Source organism: Nostoc sp. CmiVER01 (assembly GCF_034531135.2).
Lineage (GTDB): Bacteria > Cyanobacteriota > Cyanobacteriia > Cyanobacteriales > Nostocaceae > Nostoc.
In genome coordinates, this window is sequence record NZ_JAVRBU020000007.1 from 269595 (window position 1) to 294161 (window position 24567).

General features: G+C 40.7%; 20 protein-coding genes. 13 read left to right on the top strand and 7 right to left on the bottom strand.

What is annotated here, in order from left to right:
- Nucleotides 1–130 precede the first annotated feature (130 nt).
- Nucleotides 131–3328 carry a TIGR03032 family protein gene (locus RMZ43_RS13930; protein ID WP_322654800.1) on the top strand — a complete coding sequence of 1066 codons (3198 nt, stop codon included), beginning with the start codon at nucleotides 131–133 and terminating at the stop codon, nucleotides 3326–3328.
- 166 nt (nucleotides 3329–3494) lie between these two features.
- Here the strand turns inward: RMZ43_RS13930 and RMZ43_RS13935 are convergent, their stop codons facing one another.
- Both RMZ43_RS13935 and RMZ43_RS13940 read right to left on the bottom strand, forming a co-directional pair.
- Nucleotides 3495–3893 (bottom strand): type II toxin-antitoxin system VapC family toxin, encoded by a 399-nt coding sequence (locus tag RMZ43_RS13935; protein ID WP_322654799.1) that lies wholly within the window; start codon nucleotides 3891–3893, stop codon nucleotides 3495–3497.
- Nucleotides 3890–4162 (bottom strand): hypothetical protein, encoded by a 273-nt coding sequence (locus RMZ43_RS13940; RefSeq protein ID WP_322654798.1) that lies wholly within the window; start codon nucleotides 4160–4162, stop codon nucleotides 3890–3892. Before RMZ43_RS13940 ends, RMZ43_RS13935 begins: the two co-directional genes overlap by 4 nt.
- 15 nt (nucleotides 4163–4177) lie before the next feature.
- On the opposite strand from RMZ43_RS13940, the gene RMZ43_RS13945 reads away from it, so the two are divergent.
- The 3 genes from RMZ43_RS13945 to RMZ43_RS13955 all read left to right on the top strand — a co-directional run bounded on the left by RMZ43_RS13945 (nucleotide 4178) and on the right by RMZ43_RS13955 (nucleotide 5223).
- Nucleotides 4178–4498 carry a DUF433 domain-containing protein gene (locus RMZ43_RS13945; protein WP_428850728.1) on the top strand — a complete coding sequence of 107 codons (321 nt, stop codon included), beginning with the start codon at nucleotides 4178–4180 and terminating at the stop codon, nucleotides 4496–4498.
- A 69-nt stretch (nucleotides 4499–4567) separates the two neighbouring features.
- Nucleotides 4568–4798 carry a type II toxin-antitoxin system VapB family antitoxin gene (locus RMZ43_RS13950; protein ID WP_015131253.1) on the top strand — a complete coding sequence of 77 codons (231 nt, stop codon included), beginning with the start codon at nucleotides 4568–4570 and terminating at the stop codon, nucleotides 4796–4798.
- On the top strand, nucleotides 4795–5223 hold the full coding sequence (locus RMZ43_RS13955) for a type II toxin-antitoxin system VapC family toxin (RefSeq protein ID WP_322654796.1): 429 nt from the start codon (nucleotides 4795–4797) through the stop codon (nucleotides 5221–5223). The genes RMZ43_RS13950 and RMZ43_RS13955 overlap by 4 nt, the downstream gene beginning before the upstream one ends.
- Before the next feature lies 1 nt (nucleotide 5224).
- On the opposite strand, the gene RMZ43_RS13960 is transcribed toward RMZ43_RS13955, so the two are convergent.
- Both RMZ43_RS13960 and RMZ43_RS13965 read right to left on the bottom strand, forming a co-directional pair.
- Nucleotides 5225–6919 carry a tetratricopeptide repeat protein gene (locus tag RMZ43_RS13960; RefSeq protein WP_322654795.1) on the bottom strand — a complete coding sequence of 565 codons (1695 nt, stop codon included), beginning with the start codon at nucleotides 6917–6919 and terminating at the stop codon, nucleotides 5225–5227.
- Between the two features lie 56 nt (nucleotides 6920–6975).
- The gene (locus RMZ43_RS13965) at nucleotides 6976–9093 is read right to left on the bottom strand and encodes a CHAT domain-containing protein (RefSeq protein WP_322654794.1); all 2118 of its coding nucleotides are present in this window, start codon (nucleotides 9091–9093) and stop codon (nucleotides 6976–6978) included.
- 131 nt (nucleotides 9094–9224) lie between these two features.
- Between RMZ43_RS13965 and RMZ43_RS13970 the strand changes: the two genes are divergently transcribed.
- The 7 genes from RMZ43_RS13970 to RMZ43_RS14000 all read left to right on the top strand — a co-directional run bounded on the left by RMZ43_RS13970 (nucleotide 9225) and on the right by RMZ43_RS14000 (nucleotide 18443).
- Nucleotides 9225–9521 (top strand): hypothetical protein, encoded by a 297-nt coding sequence (locus RMZ43_RS13970; protein ID WP_322654793.1) that lies wholly within the window; start codon nucleotides 9225–9227, stop codon nucleotides 9519–9521.
- Between the two features lie 122 nt (nucleotides 9522–9643).
- Entirely contained in the window at nucleotides 9644–10036 is a 393-nt protein-coding gene (locus RMZ43_RS13975; protein WP_322647917.1) for a hypothetical protein, read from the top strand.
- Nucleotides 10037–10451: 415 nt separating this feature from the next.
- The gene (locus RMZ43_RS13980; RefSeq protein ID WP_322654792.1) at nucleotides 10452–10778 is read left to right on the top strand and encodes a DUF3040 domain-containing protein; all 327 of its coding nucleotides are present in this window, start codon (nucleotides 10452–10454) and stop codon (nucleotides 10776–10778) included.
- Between the two features lie 15 nt (nucleotides 10779–10793).
- Nucleotides 10794–12875 carry a dynamin family protein gene (locus tag RMZ43_RS13985; protein WP_322654791.1) on the top strand — a complete coding sequence of 694 codons (2082 nt, stop codon included), beginning with the start codon at nucleotides 10794–10796 and terminating at the stop codon, nucleotides 12873–12875.
- Nucleotides 12876–12999: 124 nt separating this feature from the next.
- Complete coding sequence (locus RMZ43_RS13990; RefSeq protein WP_322654790.1) at nucleotides 13000–15243, top strand: dynamin family protein; 2244 nt, start codon at nucleotides 13000–13002, stop codon at nucleotides 15241–15243.
- A 98-nt stretch (nucleotides 15244–15341) separates the two neighbouring features.
- Entirely contained in the window at nucleotides 15342–16037 is a 696-nt protein-coding gene (locus tag RMZ43_RS13995) for a DUF305 domain-containing protein (RefSeq protein ID WP_322647913.1), read from the top strand.
- A 1950-nt stretch (nucleotides 16038–17987) separates the two neighbouring features.
- On the top strand, nucleotides 17988–18443 hold the full coding sequence (locus tag RMZ43_RS14000; protein ID WP_322647911.1) for a response regulator: 456 nt from the start codon (nucleotides 17988–17990) through the stop codon (nucleotides 18441–18443).
- Nucleotides 18444–18481: 38 nt separating this feature from the next.
- Here RMZ43_RS14000 and RMZ43_RS14005 read toward each other — a convergent pair whose 3' ends face one another.
- Together RMZ43_RS14005 and RMZ43_RS14010 are read right to left on the bottom strand one after the other, a co-directional pair.
- Entirely contained in the window at nucleotides 18482–19606 is a 1125-nt protein-coding gene (locus RMZ43_RS14005) for a hybrid sensor histidine kinase/response regulator (RefSeq protein ID WP_322647910.1), read from the bottom strand.
- Nucleotides 19607–19641: 35 nt separating this feature from the next.
- On the bottom strand, nucleotides 19642–20970 hold the full coding sequence (locus tag RMZ43_RS14010) for an ATP-binding response regulator (RefSeq protein WP_322647909.1): 1329 nt from the start codon (nucleotides 20968–20970) through the stop codon (nucleotides 19642–19644).
- A 537-nt stretch (nucleotides 20971–21507) separates the two neighbouring features.
- Here RMZ43_RS14010 and RMZ43_RS14015 point away from each other — a divergent pair.
- On the top strand, nucleotides 21508–21633 hold the full coding sequence (locus RMZ43_RS14015; RefSeq protein WP_322647908.1) for a hypothetical protein: 126 nt from the start codon (nucleotides 21508–21510) through the stop codon (nucleotides 21631–21633).
- A gap of 433 nt (nucleotides 21634–22066) precedes the next feature.
- Nucleotides 22067–22792 carry a response regulator transcription factor gene (locus RMZ43_RS14020; protein WP_322647907.1) on the top strand — a complete coding sequence of 242 codons (726 nt, stop codon included), beginning with the start codon at nucleotides 22067–22069 and terminating at the stop codon, nucleotides 22790–22792.
- A gap of 93 nt (nucleotides 22793–22885) precedes the next feature.
- Here RMZ43_RS14020 and RMZ43_RS14025 read toward each other — a convergent pair whose 3' ends face one another.
- Complete coding sequence (locus tag RMZ43_RS14025) at nucleotides 22886–24247, bottom strand: lipid-A-disaccharide synthase-related protein (protein WP_322654789.1); 1362 nt, start codon at nucleotides 24245–24247, stop codon at nucleotides 22886–22888.
- Nucleotides 24248–24567: the final 320 nt, after the last annotated feature.

Consider the following 24567-nt stretch of genomic DNA (forward strand, 5'->3'; position numbering starts at 1 on the left):
AGGGGTGAGAAATGTTTTAATGAATTTATGTAGCTATTGACTTGATTTTGTATGTATGTATAGTTAATAACTAAACGCCCAACACTCTAGCAATGTTTATTACTAGTGTCAAAAGTTAATTTTTTTGCTAATGATTGTACAATCCACTGCTAAAGCTGCTCTCCCTGTAGAAATGCTCACCTCACGTCATTTCGTTGACTGGTTGCAATTGCAGCAAATTAGCCTGGCTTTCACTACTTATCAAAGTTCGCGTCTGATGCTATTAGGGGTGAACGCCCACGGACAATTGTCGGGATTTGAGCGTGTTTTTGACCGTGCAATGGGATTATATGCTACCCCAGAACGAATTTATCTCAGTTCTAAATCGCAACTCTGGCAGTTAGACAATGTGCTGACTCCCGGACAACTTTATGATGGTTATGACAAGCTTTATATTCCCCGGATTGCTTATACTACTGGGGATTTAGATATTCATGATTTGGTAGTAGAAGCTGATACTGAACGCATTATTTTTATCAGTACTATATTAAATTGTTTAGCAACGGTGAGCGATCGCCATAGTTGCATTCCTTTATGGAAACCTAAGTTTATTTCTCGTTTGGTAAATGAAGATCGCTGTCACCTCAATGGTTTGGCGATGGTAGATGGTAAACCCCGCTATGTCACTCTGTGCAGTCAATCTGATGTGGTAGATGGTTGGCGCGACAAGCGACAAGGCGGCGGTTGTATTATTGATATTCAATCTGATGAAGTAATTGCTACGGGTTTATCTATGCCCCATGCCCCACGATTTTATCAGGGTAAGTTGTGGTTGCTTAATGCTGGCACCGGGGAATTTGGCTATATTAACGCTGATGGCAAATTTCAAGCCGTGACTTTTTGTCCGGGTTTTCTGCGTGGTTTGGCATTTAGTGGCAATTATGCCATTGTCGGTTTATCTAAACCCCGTGACAAAACTTTTTCTGGTTTAAAACTAGATGAGAATCTCCACAGCAAAAATGCTGAACCCCGTTGTGGGTTAATGGTAATTGACTTAAAAACTGGCGAAGTTGTCCACTGGCTACGTCTAGAAGGAGAAGTGACAGAACTTTATGATGTGCAGGTTTTACCAGGAGTCCGTTGCCCCCAAGCGTTAGGATTCCAGACTCAGGAGATTCAGCAGTTAATTACCCTCGACCCCCGTTCTCCTTTACTTGGAGGAAATCTGCCATTTGCTGGTGACACAGATAACCATAATATCATCTCTGCAATCCCGACTGAAAATCAAGTCTGGTCTGATTCTGATTTATGGACAAAACAAGCGCAGCGATTCTCAGTTGTAGAACAATATCAGCAGGCATTAGCCTTACAAAAACAACTACAATTTACAGAAGCGATCGCTTTATACGAACAAATTATCGCCCAATATCCCCAATATGCTCCGGCTTGGTATCAGTTGGGGGTAATTATGGACAATCAAGGACAAACTCACCAAGCTGTTTTGGCTTATCAACAAGCATTGACAATTAACCCGAAATATGCAGAAGCATACAATAATTTGGGTATTGTGGAAGTAGCCGAGAAAAATTTAGAAAAAGCGATCGCTTATTTTGAGTCTGCAATTCTCAGCAACCCGAACTATGCTTTTGCTCACAATAATCTTGGTCTAATTTGGCAAATGCAAGGTAAGCTATCAGCTGCTGCTGCTAAGTTTCAAGAGGCTTTACAAAAAAATCCCGATTATCCAGAAGCTTATCTAAATCTGGGCATAGTCTTAGAGGCGCAAGAGAAATTAGAAGGTGCGATCGCTTGTTATCGTTCTGCTATTCGCCACAACCCAGACTATATTAAAGCTTATATCCGCTTAGGGTCAGGGTTGTTATCTTTAGCAATGACTACTCAAGGTCAAGTAGATGAAGCCAGGGTAGCATTTGAAAAGGTTTTACAACTACAACCAGACTCGGCTGAAGCATTCAATTACTTGTTTTACCTCAAAGAAATGAGTTGCGATTGGCGTAGTCGTCAATCTGATTTAACCCGCATTCGGGAACAAACTCTCTCTGAAGTTGAAAAAGCAAAACCCACAACAATCAGCCCTTTCGATAGCTTATACAAGCCTTGGGACAGGAATTTTCTGCTCAAAATAGCTCAAACTTATGGAGAAAGTATTAAAACACAATGGGCAAGTGAAAAGCAATCTCTCAATTTTACTCATTCCCGTTCCTTGAATGGGCGGCTACGCATAGGTTATTTATCTAATGATTTCCGCAACCATGCTACTAGTCATTTGATGAAAAGCTTATTTAATCTGCATAATCAAGCTAATTTTGAGATATTTGCTTACTCTTTCAGTGCAGATAACAATAGCGAATACCGCCAATACATTGCTACTAACTGCGAACACTTCCAAGATATTACTAATTTATCTATAGAAGAAAGCGCCCGCCAAATTTATGATGATGGCATTCATATATTAATTGATCTCAAGGGTTACACTGGTGGTTCTCGCAGTGCGATTTTAGCTTTGCGGCCTGCTCCCATTCAGGTCAGTTATTTGGGCTATCATGGAACTATGGGTGCTGACTTTATCGATTATATTATTAGCGATCCAGTAGTCACACCGCCAGAATTTGCTGATGGTTTCAGCGAGAAGTTAGTCACCTTACCCCACAGTTATCAAGTCAACGATCATCAACAAGCGATCGCTTCTACCCCTGTAACTCGTTCTCAGTATGGTTTACCAGAGTCGGGTTTTGTCTTTTGCTGCTTCAATCACAACTATAAAATTGAACCGCAAATTTTCGATGTTTGGATGAGAATTCTCGCCGCAGTTCCAGAAAGTGTGCTGTGGTTACTTGTAAGATTTCCTGCTGCTGAGGATAACCTTAGAAGAGAAGCCGAAGCAAGGGGAATTGATAGCGATCGCTTAATTTTTGCCCAATATCACACCAAAGCAGAACATTTAGCAAAACATCAATTAGCAGACTTATTTTTAGATACTCTATATTATAATGCTCACACTACTGCTAGTGATGCTTTATGGGCAGGTTTACCAGTTCTTACCTGTATCGGAACCACCTTTTCTTCTCGTGTTGGGGCTAGTTTGCTGAGGGCAGTTGGTTTACCAGACTTAATCACTAATAACTTAGAACAATATGAGCAATTGGCAATACATTTAGGCCATTCTCCTACAGCATTGCAAGAACTCAGACAGAGATTAGCCCAGAATCGTACTACTTATCCTCTATTTGATACATCACGCTTTACCCGTAATTTAGAACAAGCCTATTTTGCCATGTGGGAGATTTATGCTGCTGGGAACCCGCCAAAAACAATAGAGGTGAGCTAGATATATTTCAAAATATGCTGTTGATGTAAGCACTGAGAGCATTAGCGATCGCATCTGGCAGTGTGATATTTAGGGATTGCATAAGCTGGTTATATTGTCGTCAATTAATTTAAGATTAGCGCGATCGCATTTCATCTCTAAGCAATCCAACAATAATCATAGTTGTTTACCGCCATACCTGAACCAGCATCAGATCAAAATGAAAGTCATACGTCCACACTGGTAGCTTCATTTCTTCTGACAAAACGGCAGTGACAGCATCGCAGACGGTAATCCGTTGATCTGGAAAACTTGCAGCTTTTTCAACTGCTGCCATATATTGTTCCTGTGAAGGATTGACAAAATGAACTGCTCCTATACATTGTCTAGCAAAGCTAATCGCTTGTTCAGTTCCGAGACGATATAGCAAAAGATTATATGTTTCCAGGTAAACAGGAAAGGGAACTAGGATTATTAAATTTTCTGTATTTATACGTTGTAGTTCGGCTTGGGAGCGCTCATGATATTGGTCGTCTATATCTACAGCAGCATATAAAGGCCCAGTGTCAGCAATTACGGCTCTCAAGGTATGTTTGGTGGCAATGACTGCAAAAACGTTTGTTCAGCTAGAATTTTATCGTGATTTACTGACGTATCTTTAAATCCGCTTCCCTTGGGTTCAGGAGTAAGGCGTAAACCTTGCTTTTGTGGAGGTAAATAACCACGTTGGCTGAGGAATTCTTCGAGAGCATTTTCTACGATAGCGTTAGCAGGTAAGGAAACTTCTTGATCGCCAATGTAAGCATTGAGAGCATTAGCGATCGCATCTGGCAGTGTGATATTTAGTGATTGCATAAGCTAATTATATTGTTGTCAATTAATTTAAGAGTAGCGCGATCGCATCCCCTCTTCACCAACCCAACAAAAATCATACTGTGCAACAATAGCTGTAGTTTAGTCGGAGTACAAATTATGGACTGGCAACAGTACATTCATTCAGATCCCAAAATTCTGCTGGGTAAGCCGACTGTCAAAGTAACTCGTTTCTCTGTAGAGTTCTTATTGGGTTTGTTTGCAGCAGGATGGACAGAACAACAAGTGGTAGAAAACTATCCTACTCTAACTCCAGAAGCATTAAGGGCAGTATTTGCTTTTACAGCAGAGTGTATGCGTGAAGAATCTTTTCTATAAGTATGCAATAAGCTTAAAAAAATTATTCAGATTGCATAAATTGTATTTTACACAACCGAGGACAAAGCAATGACCATTATCACAATAGATGATGAACTAATTAATGAAATTATCGCAGTCAGTCACTATAAAAATCCACAGGAAGCAGTCATCAAAATATTATCCAATTACTTGCAGCAACAAAAAAAAGAACTGCCTTTATTTGAGCGACTACGTTTTATAGACGACGAATCTGCTGAAGATGATATCGCCTCGTTGTTTGAACGTGATAGAGACACAGGTAGGAATTTTGAACTATGACTTATCTAATAGACACCTGTGTAATGTCTGAGTTTGTTAAAAAAGCTCCCAACTCCCAAGTTAGTCAATGGTTTAATCAGCAACCGATTGAACAACTATTTTTAAGTAGTATTACTATCGCTGAAATAAAAAAAGGGATTTATAAGATCCAAGATTCACAACCGGAACGATATCAAAAACTAAAAATATGGCTGCAAAGAGTAGAAATTGAATTTACTTCTCATATTTTACCGCTAACCGATGATATTTTAGATAATTGGGCAAAATTTTCTGCAAATGCCGAATTGAAAGGTAAAAAATTAGCTGTAATGGATAGTCTAATTGCCGCAACAGCACATCATCATAAATTAACTTTAGTTACCCGTAATATTGATGATTTTAAACTGACACCAGTTAAAATTATGAATCCTTACAGTCTTGTGTAAATTATGACCACCCAACCCGGTATTGAGCCGAGATATTCGCACTCCCTGACTCCCCCACAACCTGACTACAGTCAAACAACCACCCATCGCCAACAATCTCCTCTAGGCGTTGATTGAGTCGGAAAAGGAAATATTCTGGATCGTTTAGCCGTTGCTGGACAAGCCAAGTATGAAAAGCTTCATCAGTCTCAAATCCTTGAGCAACTGCTGCCGCTGATAGCATCTTGAAACTGGGATACTGAAGTTCCTCTAACTGGGGATGACCTTCACCACGGTAGTTGCAAAAGAATATTGCTGTTGCTCCTAACAAAGCTTCTAGTTCATCACCTTGAGGCACTCTATTATATAAAGCAGGGATTAACCGAATGGTCTGCTCTAAAGTGGCTTGAATCCTTAGCGTCAACCAGACTGCTTGAGCTAGGTAAACCAAACCGTTGCTTTCATCTGTTAAGCCTAAATTACTCAGAACTGTTACCAAATCACCATAGGCACTTAGTTGTGCAAGTGTGGAAACAACTTGTTCCCAAAGTGCGATCGCTTTTGGGATGTCCCCTTGGTCGGCGATTACCTGTGCGATGTTGTTGAGGGTAATGGCTTTACCTTTGACATCGCCAATCTGCTCAAATATTTCTAAGTTTTGCTCCCAGAGTGTAATCGCTTTTAGGATGTCCCCTTGTTGGGCGAATACCTGTGCCATGTTGTTGAGGGTAGCAGCTTTACCTTTGACATCGCCAATCTGCTCCTTTATTTCCAAGGATTGCTCCCAGAGTGCGATCGCTTTTGGGATGTCCCCTTGTTGGGCGAATACCTGTGCCACGTTGTTGAGGGTAGTGGCTTTACTTTTGACATCGCCAATCTGCTCAGATATTTCCAAGGATTGCTCCCAGAGTGCGATCGCTTTTGGGATATCCCCTTGGTCGGCGATTACCCCTGCCATGTTGTTGAGGGTAACGGCTTTACCTTTGACATCGCCAATCTGCTCAAATATTTCTAAGTTTTGCTCCCAGAGTGTAATCGCTTTTGGGATGTCCCCTTGTTGGGCGATTACCTGTGCCATGTTGTTGAGGGTAACAGCCTTACCTTTAACATCGCCAATCTGCTCAAATATTTCTAAGTTTTGCTCCCAGAGTGGGATCGCTTTTGGGATGTTCCCTTGTTGGGCGAATACCCCTGCCATGTTGTTGAGGATAGTGGCTTTTTCTTGCAATTCCTCTTCAGGGCAAAGGTCTAAAGCTTGCTGATAATGGGTAACAGCCTCTTGCACAAAACCCAAAACCTCTTCAGCACGGGCAATGGTTCCCAAGATGCGGTAATCCTGAAAAACTGCCAGAACTTGCTTACATAACTCCAAAGCTTCCACAAAGCGAGAATCGTTCACCCAATTACTTGCAATCGTATTTCCAACGCTGACAGCAATCTCCTGCTCATTTGCCAGCAATCCCAAACGTACAATTTCCAGTGCTTCTGCTTCCGTGCGGTTGTCATTCTCTTCCCACCAAGCTTGATGGATTTTCCTCACCGCTTGCTGTCGCGTTGTTTGCCATTCTTCCTGAATCAACACTGTTTCTAGCAACGATTCTAAAATTGTCGTCACTCGATAATTAGCTGGCTGGGTGGGGTGAGTGGTAGCAGACTCAACTAAGCTAAGGCTGACAAGCTTGCCCACAACCGCCAGGAAATCAATTTCCTGGCTCATAGCTAAAGTCCGCTCAAGCGGACTAGAAATTCCCTCCCCTAAATCCTCAGTCCTCTTCAGAGGACTTTCGCTATTAGCCTGGGACTTCGAGTCCCAGGCGTTAGGGTGGGAAGTCGAAGAAATAGCCCTCCAATCTCCTCCGTCACAGGCAAGTGAAATACACTCAACCGTGTGAGAAACTTTCGTTCTTCCGGTTCCAAAGTATCCAGCAGAGTTTGTGCCAAAATATCTTCACGAAATTTCTGCTCAGTCGCCTCCAGCCGATTCAGTAATTCATCCGCCGCTATTCCTGGTTGCTGAATCACCTCTAACAGCCACTTCAGCAAGCGGGGATTACCATCAGCAATGTAAATAATTCGCTGAGTTCTTAACTGCTGCCTAACTTCTTTATCTAAAGGAAAGCAGATTTTATCAATATCACTGCTGCTCATCGCTGCCAAAGATTCTAAGTGCAGGCGATGAGGTGGCAAAGTGTCTTCTTTCAAATAACGACAGGTGACAATCAGCCGACTTTCTGCCCCGTTTTCCTCCAACGCCCCACAAATCGCCCCTAAAATCTCGTAAGCTTCTGCCGTCATCCGCAATGAGCCATCTTTAACGGGGATATTTTGCTCAAAGTCATCCAGTACCAGCAGCAAAGGTTGCTTGTGTTCGTTTTCAATTGCTTCAAAAAAGTTTTGCAACCGCCCTTTAAGAGACACCTTTGGTTCGTTCAAAAGTGCGGGAACATCTGCAAACCGCTCAAACTTATTAGAAAGCTTAGTCAGCAAACCTATCTCATCCAAAGGCCCAATCACCACAACTCGCACAAAATTAGAACGCTGCATCTGCACCCGCGTACATAACCGCGCCGCCAGAGTACTTTTGCCCAGTCCACCCATCCCTGCAATAAACACGCCGATTTGATCGCTGGTTTCTTGCAAAGCCTTGAGACAGCGTTGCAAAGGTCGCCTGCGTCCGACAAACTCAAACTGACTGGCAACTTTAACTTGATTATTCTCATCCAAAAATTCTTGCTCTGACGGTGTAAACTTCAGCTTTTCACGATTTCTTGTTCTCAGAGGTGTTACCAGTTCTGCAATAGGGCGCGTATCCCGATACATCCGCAACAGATGCCAGTCGGTGCATTCTTTCTCAATCATTTCCTGCTGCGCCGCCTTGACTGCTTCTTCAACAGTTGCCCCCGTCACCAAAGCTTGATAAAATGCCTGTGCCGCTACAATACCCGTGCGGTCATACACCGGACGCGCCCAGCCTAAAACTATACCTGCCCCCGCCTTCACCAATGCCTGCGCCATCGAGGGTACTGTCCCCTTGTTAGAAACCTGTCCCGTATGACAACCAGAGAGAAAAGTTACACGCGGCCAGCGTCCGCGAAAGGCTTTAGCTAAATCATTGACGGTAGTAAGTTGCATATTCCCCACCTCATCTTCAGTGATGAAGCAGGGGGTATTGTCTGGCAGCGTTGCACCTGTTGACAGCAAAGAGCCGTAATCTTTTTTGGTATAAATTATCCCGTGTCCCGTGAGGTGAAAGACATCAAAATAGTCTTCTGGGTAGGATTTCACCAAATTGGCTAACTCTGCAACGGAGCCGCTTTCCTCAACAATCAACGCCAAAGTTTGATCCTTAGTTGCTTGCAAAATGTTCGCTTCTTCCTGCTCAAACCCTAGTGGTGGAACTCTGGGATCTTCAGGAGAAGTCGCCATGAACAGCAACCGCAATGGGCGATTTTGCACGCCAATCACTTGGGTTTGACGCTGCTGCACAGAACGCACTGGTAAGACGGAAAGATTCTGGCGTTCTATTAAAAACCCTGCACCATCATGTAGCAATTCCCAAGGCAAATGTGCTAGTCCCAACGCTATACGTTCTGTTTCCGGGTTCAACCCCTGCGCTTCGCTGGTTTGAATCAAATCTAGATTAATCGTTTGCTCATCCGCCTCATCCAGCGCCTTTCTCAGCCATACTTCTTTACCATCCAGCCATTGATAAAGTTGCCGTCCCAACTGGGTGAGATAAGGTAGATGATCTCTTTGTTGAGCATAGTAATTTTGCTCACATAAATCAATCAGCGCTGCCAATTCCGCTTTATCCAGGCGACGTGAGCCATAATCACAGCGCAGTTCAAAAGTTTGCTGTTGACTGAGGGCGAAGGTGAAGTTTAGAGGCATGGCTGACAGCAGGAGTTTCCACAGTAACCTTCACCGTATTATCACCTTTTTCCCGAAATTATCGCCGATATTCGCCGCCGCGATCGCCGATTAGCTGATACAAATCGCGTGATTGGCGAGATACTGCATTGATGCGATCGCAGTTCAACTATAAAATCAGGACAGCAACTCTTTGCTGTTGTTATATTCGTTCAGAACACAAGTCCGTTCGTTCAGAATACAAGTTCATTCGTTCAGAACACAAGTTCATTCGTTCAGAACACAAGTCCGTTCGTCCAGAACACAAGTCCGTTCGTTCAGAACACAAGTTCATTCGTCCAGAACACAAGTCCGTTCGTTCAGAACACAAGTCCGTTCGTTCAGAACGCAAGTTCATTCGTTCAGAACGCAAGTTTTTTCTTAACGATTTGTTATTCACTCTCGTGTAATTACTGAGCCAGCCATCTAATCTTATTAGAAACAATACTTATTTCTGCAAGGTTTACTGAACCACTACATTATCCCATTGAGCCACTCTAGAAAGGTAAAGGTTAGTAAAAGGTATGCATTGATGCCACGCCAAAAAAGAACCTCTCCTGTGCTAGAAAAAACCGAACAGAGAGTAATCGGATTTAAATCGATTGATTCCAGCCTTGACTTTGGTGATTCAATTAGTTTAAAGCATTTAACCCAGTTAATCGGGCAACTCCGCAACCAGATTGACGAGTATAATATGATGCTAACTTCCATTGACTCAGCAAAGGCAAAAATAGAAACCCTTGAAAAGAGCATTCGGGAAACTTCAGAACGCTTGGTTAGTGGTGTAGCATTGAAGTATGGCAAAGACAGCCGAGAATACGAAATGACAGGCGGGACACGCAAAAGCGATCGCATTCGTAAAGCCACCATTACCCGGTTAAAATCAACCGCAGACTTAAAAGCAACTTCTAAACAGACGGCGTAACTGGCAAAAATTAGCCATCATTCACTGTAGTGAATGATATTATGTCCGCTAAATTACCCATAATAAAAGAACCCCACCCCGCCAAAGCTATGCTTTGTCTCCCCTCCCCGCTTGCGGGGAGGGGTTGGGGGTGGGGTTCTTCGAGTTTAATAAGCAATCAAGCAGACATAATATGATGCCTCTTGTGTAGGAGTAGATCGCCGCAGGTATCGCACGATCGCACTCTTAGGCACTTCATTTTGATTCTGGAAAGCAGGTGCATTTTGTGGTAGCTAACTCTATAAGTTTTAGTAGGTAATGAAAATTTAAATAGTAATTTTACTGTGGTTTTTAAATATTTACGTGAGTTACGATACAGCATGATTAACGAGTAAATGCTGATATCTTTTCATTGTCTTAAACGGGATGGATACCGATGACATCTGAAAGCAACCGCGAAAAAGAACTTGAACAGCGAGAACGTATATTACGAGAACGAGAAGTTGAATTGCGACTGCGGGAAATGGAAAGTAACATTCATGCTAGCGATGCGGCTTTTCATCAAACTGTAAAGCATCAACCAGAAAATTCCCAAAAACCTTGGATGAATAAAGTAATTTTGGGTGGAAAGCTTTTTGCTCTTGGTGTGGTAGCACTAGTTGCAGTGAGAATAGCTTCAGTGTTAGCTGGGTTTATTATTGTTGGTACGCTGGGGTGGATGTCTTACAAATTATTTTTTGAATTTAAAAAAACCAATCTTTAATTAAGGTATATTGTTATGACTGATCAAGTAGCAACTGACAGATTTATCCAAGATTTAGAGCGCGTTGCTCAAGTGCGATCGGAGATTTCTATATGTTTAACTAAACTAGCCCAAACAATTAATCAAGCTGAGTTGGCTGGAGACTCTTCATCAGGAAAACTCAGTTTGGAGCGAGATATTGAAGATATTACAGTAGCTAGTAAAAATCTCCACCAAGGTGTATTTCGCCTTTTAGTCTTAGGCGATATGAAACGCGGAAAAAGTACGTTTCTCAACGCCTTAATTGGGGAAAACTTATTACCAAGCGATGTTAACCCTTGTACCGCAGTCTTAACAGTTTTACGCTATGGCCCAGAAAAGAAAGTTACTATTCATTTTAATGATGGAAAAAGCCCACAACAGTTAGACTTTCAAAACTTTAAATATAAATATACCATTGATCCGGCTGAAGCGAAAAAACTAGAGCAGGAGAAAAAACAAGCCTTTCCCGATGTTGATTATGCAGTAGTTGAGTATCCTTTAACGTTATTAGAAAAAGGAATTGAAATTGTCGATAGTCCGGGATTGAATGATACAGAAGCGCGAAACGAATTATCTTTAGGTTATGTAAATAACTGCCATGCAATTTTGTTTGTCATGAGAGCTTCTCAACCTTGCACCTTGGGTGAGCGTCGCTACTTAGAAAATTATATTAAAGGTCGAGGATTGACAGTTTTCTTCTTAGTTAATGCTTGGGATCAGGTACGAGAATCATTGATTGATCCTGATGATGTAGAAGAATTACAAGCATCTGAGAATAGGTTACGCCAAGTATTTAACGCGAACTTAGCAGAATATTGTACTATAGAAGGTCAGAATATTTATGACGAACGAGTGTTTGAGCTTTCGTCAATTCAAGCACTCAGACGACGGTTGAAAAATCCCCAAGCTGATTTAGAGGGGACTGGCTTTCCAAAGTTTATGGAAGCCCTTAATACTTTTCTTACCAGAGAACGTGCGATCGCAGAACTCCGTCAAGTCAGAACCTTAGCTAGACTTGCCTGCAATCATACCCGCGAAGCAGTTGCAAGACGTATACCATTACTTGACCAAGATGTAAATGAATTAAAAAAACGGATCGATTCAGTAGAACCAGAGTTTAATAAACTCACAGGTATTCGAGATGAATTCCAAAAAGAAATTATCAATACCAGAGACACTCAAGCAAGAACGATTTCCGAATCTTTTCGCGGCTACGTTTTAAATTTAGGTGATACTTTTGAAACTGATTTCTTACGCTATCAACCGGAATTAAATTTGTTTGATTTTCTCAGTAGTGGTAAACGAGAAGCATTTAACACTGCACTGCAAAAAGCCTTTGAGCAATATATCACTGACAAATCTGCTGCTTGGACATTAACTGCTGAAAAAGATATCAATGCCGCTTTTAAAGAACTTTCTCGCAGTGCTTCACAATATGGCGCGTCTTACAGTCAAGTTACAGATCAAATCACAGAAAAGCTCACCGGACAAAATGTCAAACTAAATACTACTACTACAGCTGAAGAAGATAACTCTCCCGGCTGGGCAAAATGGGCAATGGGATTGTTATCACTGTCTAAAGGAAATCTTGCTGGTTTCGCACTGGCAGGAGCCGGATTTGATTGGAAAAATATCTTGTTAAACTACTTTACTGTAATTGGTATTGGCGGGATAATTACAGCAGTGACAGGTATTTTTCTTGGCCCCATTGGGTTTGCACTGCTAGGTTTAGGAGTCGGATTTTTGCAAGCAGATCAAGCGCGTAAAGAGTTAGTTAAAACGGCGAAGAAAGAGTTAGTTAAACATCTACCCCAAGTTGCACATGAACAATCTCAGGTTGTATACAATGCTGTAAAAGAATGTTTTGACTCTTATGAAAGAGAAGTGGGTAAGCGGATTAACGATGATATTCTCTCTCGCAAATCTGAATTAGATAATCTAGTCAAACAGAAACAAAGCCGTGAAATCAATCGTGAGAGTGAGTTCAACCGTTTAAAAAAATTGCAAGAAGATGTAATAGCTCAGTTGCAAAAAATCGAGGCAGCGTATAGCAATTTATTAGCTTATTATAGTTGATAAATCTCATTACTCTCGTTTCCAGCTTCTAGCTGGGAATACCTACTGGGAGGGCTACTGCCTCCCATAACTATAAGAATGTGAGGTAATTGCATTACCAGGGAAAGACTGGAAACGAGGAATTATGCAACAACAGTATGAAAGTTATAAGAATTTAGCAGATTCTCTCAAATCTGCATCTGAATTACTGAATTTAGAACGCAAATCGCAGCTGCATCAAGATATAATTACCATTTGCAATCATCTCGTTAATCCTAGCTTTCGGATTGCGGTATTTGGCCCTTTTAATCATGGCAAATCTACTTTACTTAATGCCATGTTAGGGAATCGTACCTTACCAATTGATTTAATTCCCACCACAGGCGCAGCAATTACTGTCAAGTATGGTTCTGATGTGCGGACTCGCATTATGTTGGTAGACGGTACAGAAGTCTATCGCAGTGGCACAGAAGTTTTACAACAATTTGCAATTCTTGATGGCAATAGACAGATGCGAAAAGATGTAGCATCTGTAGAACTTTTTTGTCCGCATCCTTTCTTAGAAACAGGTGTAGAATTTCTCGATTTACCGGGAACCAATGATAGAGATGAACAAGATAATTTAGTTCGAGAACAACTTTTAGGTGCAGATTTAGTTATACAATTATTAGATGCACGTAAGTTAATGACTTTAGGTGAGCGGGAAAACTTACGAGATTGGCTATTAGATCGCGGAATTAAAACAGTTATTTTTGTTGCCAATTTTCTTAATCTACTCGAACCTGACGAGCAAAAACAAGTCCAAAATCGCCTGCTGTTTGTTGCAGAGAGCTTTCGAGCCGAATTACCTCCAGGTTTTAGTAATTTATATCGTGTTGATGCTTTACCTGCTTTAAGAGCTAGATTAAAAGGTGATGTTGCTGCTGCTAATAGTAGCGGTTTAGCGGCTTTTGAAACAGCTTTGCAAAATATTGTAGGAATTTTGCAACCAAATCGTGGTAGTGTGCGTTTGCCAAGAGTGCAAGCGATCGCTTCTCAAATCCAATACTCATTAAAAGCTAAAATTGACCCAATTGCTCTTGAAATAAAATCCTTTGATGAGAAAGAACATAGCAAAATTGAAATTAAACGCAAAGCAGCCGAATTAATTTATAAAGGTTTTTCTACTAGCGTAGGAGAATTACGCGATTGGCTAGCATTACCCAAGCTACTCACAAAATATCAAGCTGATGCAGCAGTCGCATTGGCAGAAAATAAATTTAAAGATTGGCAAATAAATATTCTTAAAAAAGACCTGACTCAATTACAATTTGCTACGGTAAAATGGCTTTATCAAGCTTACGAATTTTTCCAAGAAGAACGACCGCAAGATTTAATAATTCCCTTTCCTAGCGAACCACAAGTAATATTACCATCAAAGCCAAGCAATACTGATAATTTGAGTGAACCTGGTTCTATTGCTGTTGGTGGTGGTATTGGTTGGTTATTAGGTGGCCCAGTGGGTGCTGCTGTCGTCGGGAGTATTTCTTATTTGCTAAACAAGAATATCCAAAAACAAGACGATCAATTAGCAAAGGAATCTTATCACCAAGAAGTTGCTAAACTTTGTATAACTGCAATTGAAGATTATTTATCTAGCTTCAGTAGCCAAGGGTTATCTATTTTGAATGAATATGAACAAAAAGCAGAAAAAGTAATTTGTTTTGAGTTTAGTCAAGAACCGCTAGAAATTACTAAAAAGCGTGAAAGTTTGCAACAGTTACAAAACGGCTTTAATCAGTTGTTGCAAGAGTTAGAGAAAGTAAAAATGTCCTCAAATCATCAACCTTATAAAGAAATACCCAAATCCAATAATACTAATAGAAAATATTCACCACAGCCAGAGAGAGTTCAAAGTTTTTCTCAAAAAGATACTAGTGTTAAGCAACAACAGGAAAATAGTGCTAAGAATACTCAGACAAAGGTAAAATCTGTTTCTCCACCACCGCCAAAAGTTTCTCCCTCTCCACGGAAAGAAGAAGTGGAGGCGAAATTTCGTGAGTGGGAACTCAATGAGGAAATAGCGCGAATGAAAGCAGAGATGCGTAGCCTTAAGGCTTCTCGTCAGACATCGCCTGGTTCTCAAACTGGCAAACAGCAAAATACAGCTCAAAGCAACAAAACACCCAACCAATCAAAAACCCAGACGGAAAAAGATAAGATTACTCGCGCCTACAGCATTTTAGGATTGCAAACAAATGCTTCTTTGGCTGAGATAAAGCAGGCTTATCGAACTTTAGTAAAAAAATGGCATCCAGATTTGTTTGTTAATCAGCCGCAACTGCTAAAACAAGCACAAGAGAAAATGCACTTAGTTAATGAAGCTTACACAACTTTGACTGATAAATGACCAACCAGATCCCCGACTTCTTTAAGAAGTCGGGGATCTTTAGATTTCAGTCTAGCAATTTGATTAGATTAGAATTGGGAAATTGTTAGGTGAGATTTATGCAACTGCTATCTTTGAGGAATGGGTTTTTGGTGTTAACCTTGACTGCGATCGCTTCAGCCGGTGGGTTAATCACAGGATGTACCAATACTGCTTCCCAAAACCAAAGCCAAGCCCTAAAGGAAACTGTCACCAATGCTAACGATAAGCAGATGATGAATCATGGTGGAAGTATGAATCACAGTATGGGAATGGATTTAGGCCCAGCCGATGCAAATTTTGATTTACGATTTATCGACGCGATGATTCCGCACCATCAAGGCGCTGTGGAAATGGCGAATGTTGCACAGCAGAAATCAAAACGTCCTGAAATCAAAAAACTAGCAGACAATATCATCAAATCGCAAAATCAAGAAATTACTCAGATGAAGCAGTGGCGACAAGCTTGGTATCCCAAGGCGGGAGATAAACCAATGGCTTACAACAGCCAAATGGGCCACATGATGGAAATGTCGCCCGATCAAATGAAAACTATGATGATGAGTCAGAATTTAGGTGCAGCCGATGCAGAATTTGATCTGCGCTTTATCAATGCGATGATTCCTCACCACGAAGGGGCTGTAACAATGGCGCAGGATGCCTTAAGTAAGTCTAAGCGCCCTGAAATCAAGAAATTAGCCCAAGAAATTGTTAAAGCCCAAGAGATAGAAATTAAAGAAATGCAACAGTGGCGAAAAGCTTGGTACAACAAGTAATTCGTAATAGTCAGATAATCGTAGGTTGGGTTGATTGCAAAATAACCATCAAGGTTATGCACTAATTGCATGATTTGGATTTACAATGGCTCTATAGATGCGATTCTAATATCAGGGAATAAAGATGGATACCCCTGGTGTTGACCAGGGGCTTTTTATTCAGGGGCTACACCTTAAACGTCAACACCGAACTCAACCGCGTTACAACCTCTACCATTTCTGCTTCAACCTGCACATCAATCACAAGACGACTAGTAGTCTGCCAACCCAAAAATGCGCTTGTGAGGGCGCAGGAATTGGGGAAAGGTTAAAGGTTAAAGGAGTAAACATCTTTTCCCTTTCCCCTTGCCCTTTACCCCGCCAAGTTTCCTTGGCGAACTACTAGCGGCTTTCGCAAGGTCGGCTTTGGCTACTTGGCTCTATGCTTGAGCATTGCAGCTGCGGCTATTTGTTGAGCTAGTCTTAACTGCGCTCTTTTCTCCAAAACCCGACAAGTATTGGGACTACACCAAGATGAATTCAGACTGAGCGCTTGCTTTACTTCATCTTGCCATAAACTTGATCTAAATATTCTAAAAGCTGATATACTACTGGCTCTCCTTGGGAAATGACTCGAAGAGTCAATTTACCTCTATTCCGATGAGAGTCTATTTTTGACTTATCTGAGTTTTGATAAAAAAAGACCCTGGTTATTATTCCAGGGCGCATACACGTTTTTCAGGCATTAACAGGCTGAATAATAACTTTGTAAAATAGTTATTTCTACTATCTATAGAATGATACTAATATCAATCCCTATATGGTAGTAGTGATTCTTTGTTGCTAAACTTATTTATAAATGATATTTAATAAAATTAACTTAATAGAGTTTGATAATATTGCTTATTCCTTTAGCATTAGACTAAATATTCCGTAATCTAATATTAAGATAAAGTTATATTCAAAGCTCGCAGAGTAAGGATTACCTTAATTATTTATAGGTTTTCCTTGCTTGATATTACTAATAAAAAAGGCATGGCTAAGAGCCACACCCCATATATACATATATACCAGTGTTTTCCATATTTATTTTAGAATTACTTTGATTTCAATTCATCTATCTATAGTGTGTTTAAAAAATAGTTAGATACTTCAGTACGTACTAAGAGAAATCCCCCATAGGTCGGGGGCTGCAAGTCAAAAGATAATATTAGATTGGCTTAGTTGCTATGGTAGCGCTTGCCTCACTTACAAAAACACTTCAAAAGTTTGAATCTTCTTTAAAGAAAGATTGTGATAACCAACACAAACTAAAATTATTATAAGGTTTAATTCTTTTCATTATCGTCTCGTGGTCGTTCAGTAGCAGCAGGATTGACCACAGGTTTAGTTGTAAGTTGCTTTTTCTTGTCAAGAAGAACTGCGATCGCTAACTTTAGTAAAGCTTTTCTGACGTGTTTGACCGATATTATTCCTGCTGAAAGCCTGATCTAGAGCAACAAAAAGCGGATGCGCCCAAAGCCCACAAAAAATCTTCTGTAATTTTGCGTATAATCGAAAAGTATCTACTCAACTTATCTGCTTGAGGTTTTCTTACCTCAGCTATTTTTGTATGAATTAGAATTATCAACTAGGCAAAAGCAAAACACGAGTCAATCCTAACTGAGTACTATTCTATTATTCGCAGTAAGCCTAGTTTGTATAGCAGTCCGCTTTGATTTTTGAAATTATTTGCATGGTGCGCGTTCGCGTTCGCGGAGCGTGTCGCAGACAAGCGTCTCCCACAGGAGAAGCGTCTCGTACAGAAGCGCGATAGACAGGGAGTAGGAAGAGATGCGATTAATCGTGTCTCTATTGGGGAGTCGGGAAGAAGACTTTTCAGGGTATACTGATTTTTTCAAAGAATCAAATATACGTCCTATATCTCTCAAGTAAAGATGATGAATCCTAATAAAATCTTCTGGAGAAGAGATGTATTTGACACATTCATTCATGAGTGATGAAAATAAGCAAAACTCTTACCAGCCCTTGATTCTGGCAGTAGAAGACGATGATGATAGTCTCCTGGTAATTAGTTATGCTCTGGAGTCAATGGGTTATAGATTCATTTGTCAAACGGATTCTTCTGCAACGGTGCTGGTAGCTAAAGAACATCAACCAGACTTAATCTTATTGGATATTTTATTACCAGGTCTTAGCGGTATGGATGTTGTGCGTCATCTAAAGCTTGAACCCCTAACTTGTGCAATTCCGGTGGTAGCTGTCACAGCTTTAGCTAGCACGGAGGATCGTGAGCGTATTCTCAAGGCAGGATTCAATGATTACATCAGCAAGCCTTATATGATCGAGGAATTAGAGGCTATAATCCGCCATGAGCTGGCAAGAAAATTCACCCCTTACCCAGCTTTGAAGCTTTGCCAAGATTAGCAGTCGAGCATAAAAATATAAAGGCAAAGGTGAAAGACTTAAATGTTTTTAGGTAGTTGCATAGTGAACAAACTACCTTTACCTAGTTCAGAGGTGACTTTGATAGTTCCTGCGTGCGCTTCTATAATTCGGTGGGATAAATGTAGTCCTAAACCACTACCTGAGCGTTTATGTTTGCCTTGGCGAAATCGCTCGAAAATTGTTGCCTGATCTTCGGGCGCAATCCCATATCCTGTATCTTGGATCTCGATCGTTACCGAATCTGCATTTTCTGAATTAAGTGGTGTTTCAAAAATGCGGATTGTGATGCCTCCTGTATCTGTAAATTTGATGGCATTTGCGATCAGGTTGTTTATCACTCGCCGTAGTTCCAAGCGATCGCCCATAATAATACCCGCGTTTTTGCCCTGTGGATCTAATTCACGAGTATCTATTTTCAGAGTCAAACCTTTTTCACTAGTTAGAGGACTTAGTTCGCTGACTACTTCTTGAGATATTTCACGTAAATCGCATTCTTCCCAATTCAACGTTTTTTTACCTGCCTCGAAGCGATAGACTTCAAGGAGGGTGTTTACCATGTCCATCAAATTTTGGTTACTGCGAATCATAACTGCGATCGCCTGTTTCATTTCCGGCGAAATTTTGCAGAATGTTTCCATCTCAAACAAATTCAACATGCGATCGGCGGCTACTAAGGGAGTTCGCAAATCATGAGTCAGACGGGAAACAAAATCTTCGCGTTGGCGGGCCATTTTTTGTTGTTCGTCCAAACTGTGCTTGAGACGCAATAGCGATCGCACCCTTGCCAATAGTTCATCAGTATCAAATGGTTTACGAATAAAATCGTCTGCACCAGCATCCAAACCTTCGACAACGCTGGATTCGTGAAAGGCAGTAATCAGCAGAATTGGAATATAACTAATTGCTGGGTTATTCCGAATCCGACGTGTGACTTCATAACCATCTATCCCTGGCATCATCACATCTAACAGAATCAGATCGGGTGGAGATTGTTCAACTTGCTGCAAAGCCTTTATTCCATCTGAAACTAAATGAATTTCATACCCCTCACTTTCTAAAATTGCTTGAACCAAAATGAGATTATCTGGAGTATCGTCAACTGCGAGAATTCGATAAATTCTATTATTTTCAACTACAGACATAATTTATCAATTTTTATTAGTTTTTTGAAAGTAATTTATAGTTTAAATTTAGGATATCCTATTGGTGCTTGCCTAGCTTGAGAAGATGAATGATGCGGATTTTTAGTAGAGGAAAAAACCTGGTTGCTATCTATCGGTGGAGCATCGCCTCCTACAGCCGATAAAGTGATTTGACGCGGCAATTCAATTTTAAACGTTGAACCCACTCCTAATTTGCTCTCAAGAAGTATTTTGCCGCCCATCATTCGCACTAGTGAATCTACAATTGCCAAACCCAACCCTGTACCTGGATATTTCCGAGTAAGAGTTTGATCGACTTGTCGAAATGCTTCAAAAATACGTTTAAAATCTCTCGGTGCTATGCCAATACCTGTATCCCGAATAATAATTGTGACTTGATTTGCAGGTAGTTCCTTAACTTCAACGCAAATTTCACCTGACTCTGTAAACTTAATGGCGTTGGAGAGCAGGTTAATTAAAATTTGTTTGACACGAACTGGATCATTAAATACCAAACTATTTTGCAAATCAGTTTGCACTAATAATGATAGGTTTTTAGCGTCAGCTAAAGAACGCATTTCACTTACAGCAAGATTTATTACTTTTAAGACATCAAATATTTCCGCCTTTAAGTCTAATCGTCCTGCCTCTAGTTTGGAAAAGTCGAGAACTTCATTGACTAGCATTAGCAAATGCTTACCATTATTTAAGATACGCTCAACCATATCTGCTTGCTGGTGCGTTAGTTGACCAAACTTAGGACGCAGCAGTATTTGCGAAAAACCAATAATCGCATTCATTGGCGTTCTTAGTTCGTGGGACATAGTTGCTAAAAAATGTGATTTTAGCACTGATGCCTCTGATAGCTTGAAGTTTTGCATTTGAAGCTGTTGCTGTTGTCTCTCCAATTCTTGATTCTTACGAACAAGTTGTTCATGGCTTTCTCTAAGCTGATCTTTTGCTAAAGCTACCTGTATTTCAGCCCGATAAACCCGAATCGCACTCCGCAGAACTTGTGCCAAATTTTCTGGAGATATTCTAGACTTAGAGAGATAGTCTGTAACACCAGTTTTTAATAATTGGACAGCAGTTTGCTCATCTTCTTGACCAGTTAGGACTACTAAAGGAACTTTAAGTTCCGAAGAACGTAGCTGTTGAATTAAGGTTAGTCCATCCTGATCTAGTAAGCGATAGCCGAGGAAAACACAATCATAAGCAGTAGTGCTTAAAATAGAAAATGCATTATTGCCATCGGCTACTTCAGATAGTTCCATTTGAATACCTGCTTTAGTCAGGGCACAACGGACTGCCATCCGGTCTACTTCATCATCATCTACAACCAAAATTTTCAGCGTATCTTCCATCGGTTTTTATTTTTGCCGCTAAACATAGGTTGATGTATAACATTCCTGTTTTGAGATTATCTAATTAAAATATAAGATTTTCGGACATCTAAAATCTGTAACTTTATTGACTAAGGCATTTCGCACAATATTCAATACTGATTAAGCTTTACCATCATCTCTAAAAAGTTAGGGAAGGTCAGTTAGCTCCAAATTAAAAATTAATAACTACCATAAATTTATAGGCTTGTATCATGAGTCTGTTTCGCTAATTAACAAACCAAAAACTATTGGTCTGAAGACAGCAAACATAGCTAATATAAAGTAAAATAAAATACTTTACTAAGCTTAAAACAATTGTAATTGAGTCAGCAAGCGACCGTCGTCACCCATTGGTGAGAGTTGCATACCATTGTTATGTACCATAAGCTTGAGTAGTTATACTCATAGGATTGATTAATTAGGTAGATAAAAAAGTAGCTCCTTATACCAATTTGTGAATTTGAAGTAATCCTACCTCCTGAGATTTCGACAATTTTCTTAACGATCGCTAGACCCGTGTTAGTATTTTTGTGGCGATCGCAGTCTTCCACATCCACTGAAAAGTCAGGTCAGCAAGCTTCCCACGAAGAACAACGAATTACTTTGCTGTTAGTAATTGCACCAAATTTTAACGCCGTCTAATTCTCTTCTATAAGGATAACCATTAGAGGGATCAATCCAATGAATCCAAAGGTGTGGTTAAAAAGCACTCGAAACCATCGTTTACTTTGTCGTGAGATAATTTTTACCTTTTGTAATTTGTCCATTTTTGTAAGCTTTATACAAGATAATAGTAATTAACTAATGGAACATGGCAACTGAAAACTGAATTTTTCGCACGGGAGGAGCAGTTTTGCATTAACCTCAATCTTTCATACTTATTGTGCAAGTATCTATATATCTCTAGCTAGATTTATTCTCTATCTAAATGTTAAAAAATAGGAGGTTGATTATTTCTATCGGTGGATGCAGAGTGATTGAAAGATCATCTATCTTTAGATTGGGAAAATAAAAGATAGCGCTTACAAAAAGTAATACCTTGAAAGATGCAAACAGCGTAAGAGCGAGTGTAGCAATGAATGAAATTAGCATTATTTTAATTGAAGATCATGACTTAACGCGAATGGGACTACGAGCAGCATTACAGTCTCACAGCGCATTAAAAGTAATTGGCGAAGCAGCAAATGCTACCCAAGGACTAAAACTTTTAGAAACGGCAAAGCCAGATGTAGCGGTTGTAGATATCGGTTTGCCTGATATGGATGGCATTGAACTCACTCGCAAATTTAAACGCCACCAAGCTGAAACTGGGCAATCGGCAACCAAGATTTTGATCCTGACAATGGATCACACGGAGGATGCTGTACTTGCAGCCTTCGCGGCGGGTGCTGATTCTTATTACATGAAAGAAACAAGTATCAGTAAATTAACTGAGGCGATCCAAGCGACTCACGGTGGTAATTCTTGGATTGATCCGGCAATTGCCAACGTGGTATTGCGGAAGATGCGCCAAGGTATTCCTGGAGAGAGCCAAGGTTCTGATAAAACGCCGAAGACTGTAAAAATTGAGGCATTGGCATCAGAATACGAGCAAGTTTTGGAAACATACCCCCTGACTCAACGAGAACTAGAAATCCTAGAATTGATTGTAGCTGGGTGTAGCAATGGGCAAATTGCCGAGAAACTCTACATTACAGTTGGTACTGTGAAAACCCATGTTCGTAATATTTTAAATAAACTGTGTGCGGATGACCGTACCCAAGCTGCTGTAAGGGCTTTACGTTCTGGGTTGGTAGCATAAAGATATGGGGGAGCAGAAAGAGCAGAGGGAGCAGAGGGAGCAGAGGGAGATGAGGGGACAAGGAGAATAACTATCCCAATGCCCAATGCCCAATCAAAATCGTTCCTGTAAACATTCTGCAATGCGTAGTGCTGCTCCGGGTTTACCCATGCGTCGTAGACCATTTTCGGCAATAATTTGCAAAATATCAGGATCTTTGAATAGAGACTGTACAACCTTCGCTACTTCTGCTGACTGCTCAACTAAAATCAAAGATGAGCCTAAAAGACGACTTTGAGCTTCAGCAAAGCCACGGTTATATTGAGGCCCATTACCAGGAATTGCGATCGCAGGTTTTCCTAAACCGACAAACTGTTCTGTGGCTGTACCTGCCATAGCGATCGCTATATCTCCCAAATGTAAGCAATCATTATAAGCTTTTTGTGTCAGCAGTAAATATGCATTTCTTTTTTTAAATGTCAAAATATTCGCATCAGCAATTTGGATAGGACATATTGATTCAGTATGCCAGCCTTGGGATTGGACACTTTGGGATAAAATATGAGAGTCTAAACCCGGAGCGATCGCACCTAAAAAGATCACTTGGTTAGAAGTATAGAAAATCGAATTTCGCTCTTGGAAACTTGCCATCAACGCAGATACAACAATCATAATTGCTTCCCAGTTGGCGTATGCCTCTGGTGGACGTGAACCTGGAAGAAGAGTTACTACAAAAGGTCGAACTGTCTCTTGTTGTTGGCTATCCTGACTATAAAATTGTTGGCGTGAAAAGGTCGGTTGCAGACCATCCATCATGGGATTACCCAAATAAAAAGCTGGAATAGGCCATTGTTTTAATGTTTCCGTCGTCAGTGCATCTCTAAGAAACACCGCCTTACAACGGCGACGGCTCATTAACCAACGTTCCCAAGGATGGTAAACTGAACCAGAAAAGTTTTCCCAACGCATATCTTTAGATTTTTGTGGTAATAATCCAGCTTCATCCCGCACATAATATTCAGATTTCGCCGTACCTACAAAAGCATAATTAGCGCCACTGAAAGTTGCAAACAACAGTGGCAAAATATCTCCCACCGCTAAAATCGCTCTTTTATGACCTAATTTTTTTTGAGAACTCACCCAACGACGAATAGCTTTTATCTGGGTAAGGGTAAGTTGTAACAAACCACCGCGTACATCCCGTGCTAATTGGCGGCCATCCATATAAATAAAGCCGCCAGAAGGCATAGTGCGAACTGAACCGATGAGGGGAATATCCAACTGTTGGTAAGCATGTCCTTCACCCACCAAAGGTAAAGCAAAGATTTCTGGTGGGTTTAATTGTCGTTGGAGTTCTTGTAAAATCCGAACTGCAATGATATCTTCCCCATGACCATTACTTAATACAAGTAAGTGTAAAGGAGAAGTTGCAGCTTGAGAGTTAGAGCTTAGGGATAACCGGGATACATTACTCATAGAATCTTGCATTAAGTATTGTGAGTATCATGCCATGAACAGTGCCGAGTTCCCTTAGCGTTAGCGGAGTGTTTAGCCAATGCCTCGGCTTCGATTTGAAAGACCACTCAACAAGGGGTAGCCACTGCGGTAGAAAGCTTTCTCGGCATAAAGCAAGTGGTGTCGGCACTTTTACCAAGTAGAAAAATGCTGAGTATTTCTTAATTCACTCAGGACTCAGCACTGAGTTCTATGAAAAGCACCCAGATTTTGATAAACCGCAACTTGGGTTAGTATAAAGCTATAGGAATTCTACTTGATTATTGTTAAATATACTGAGA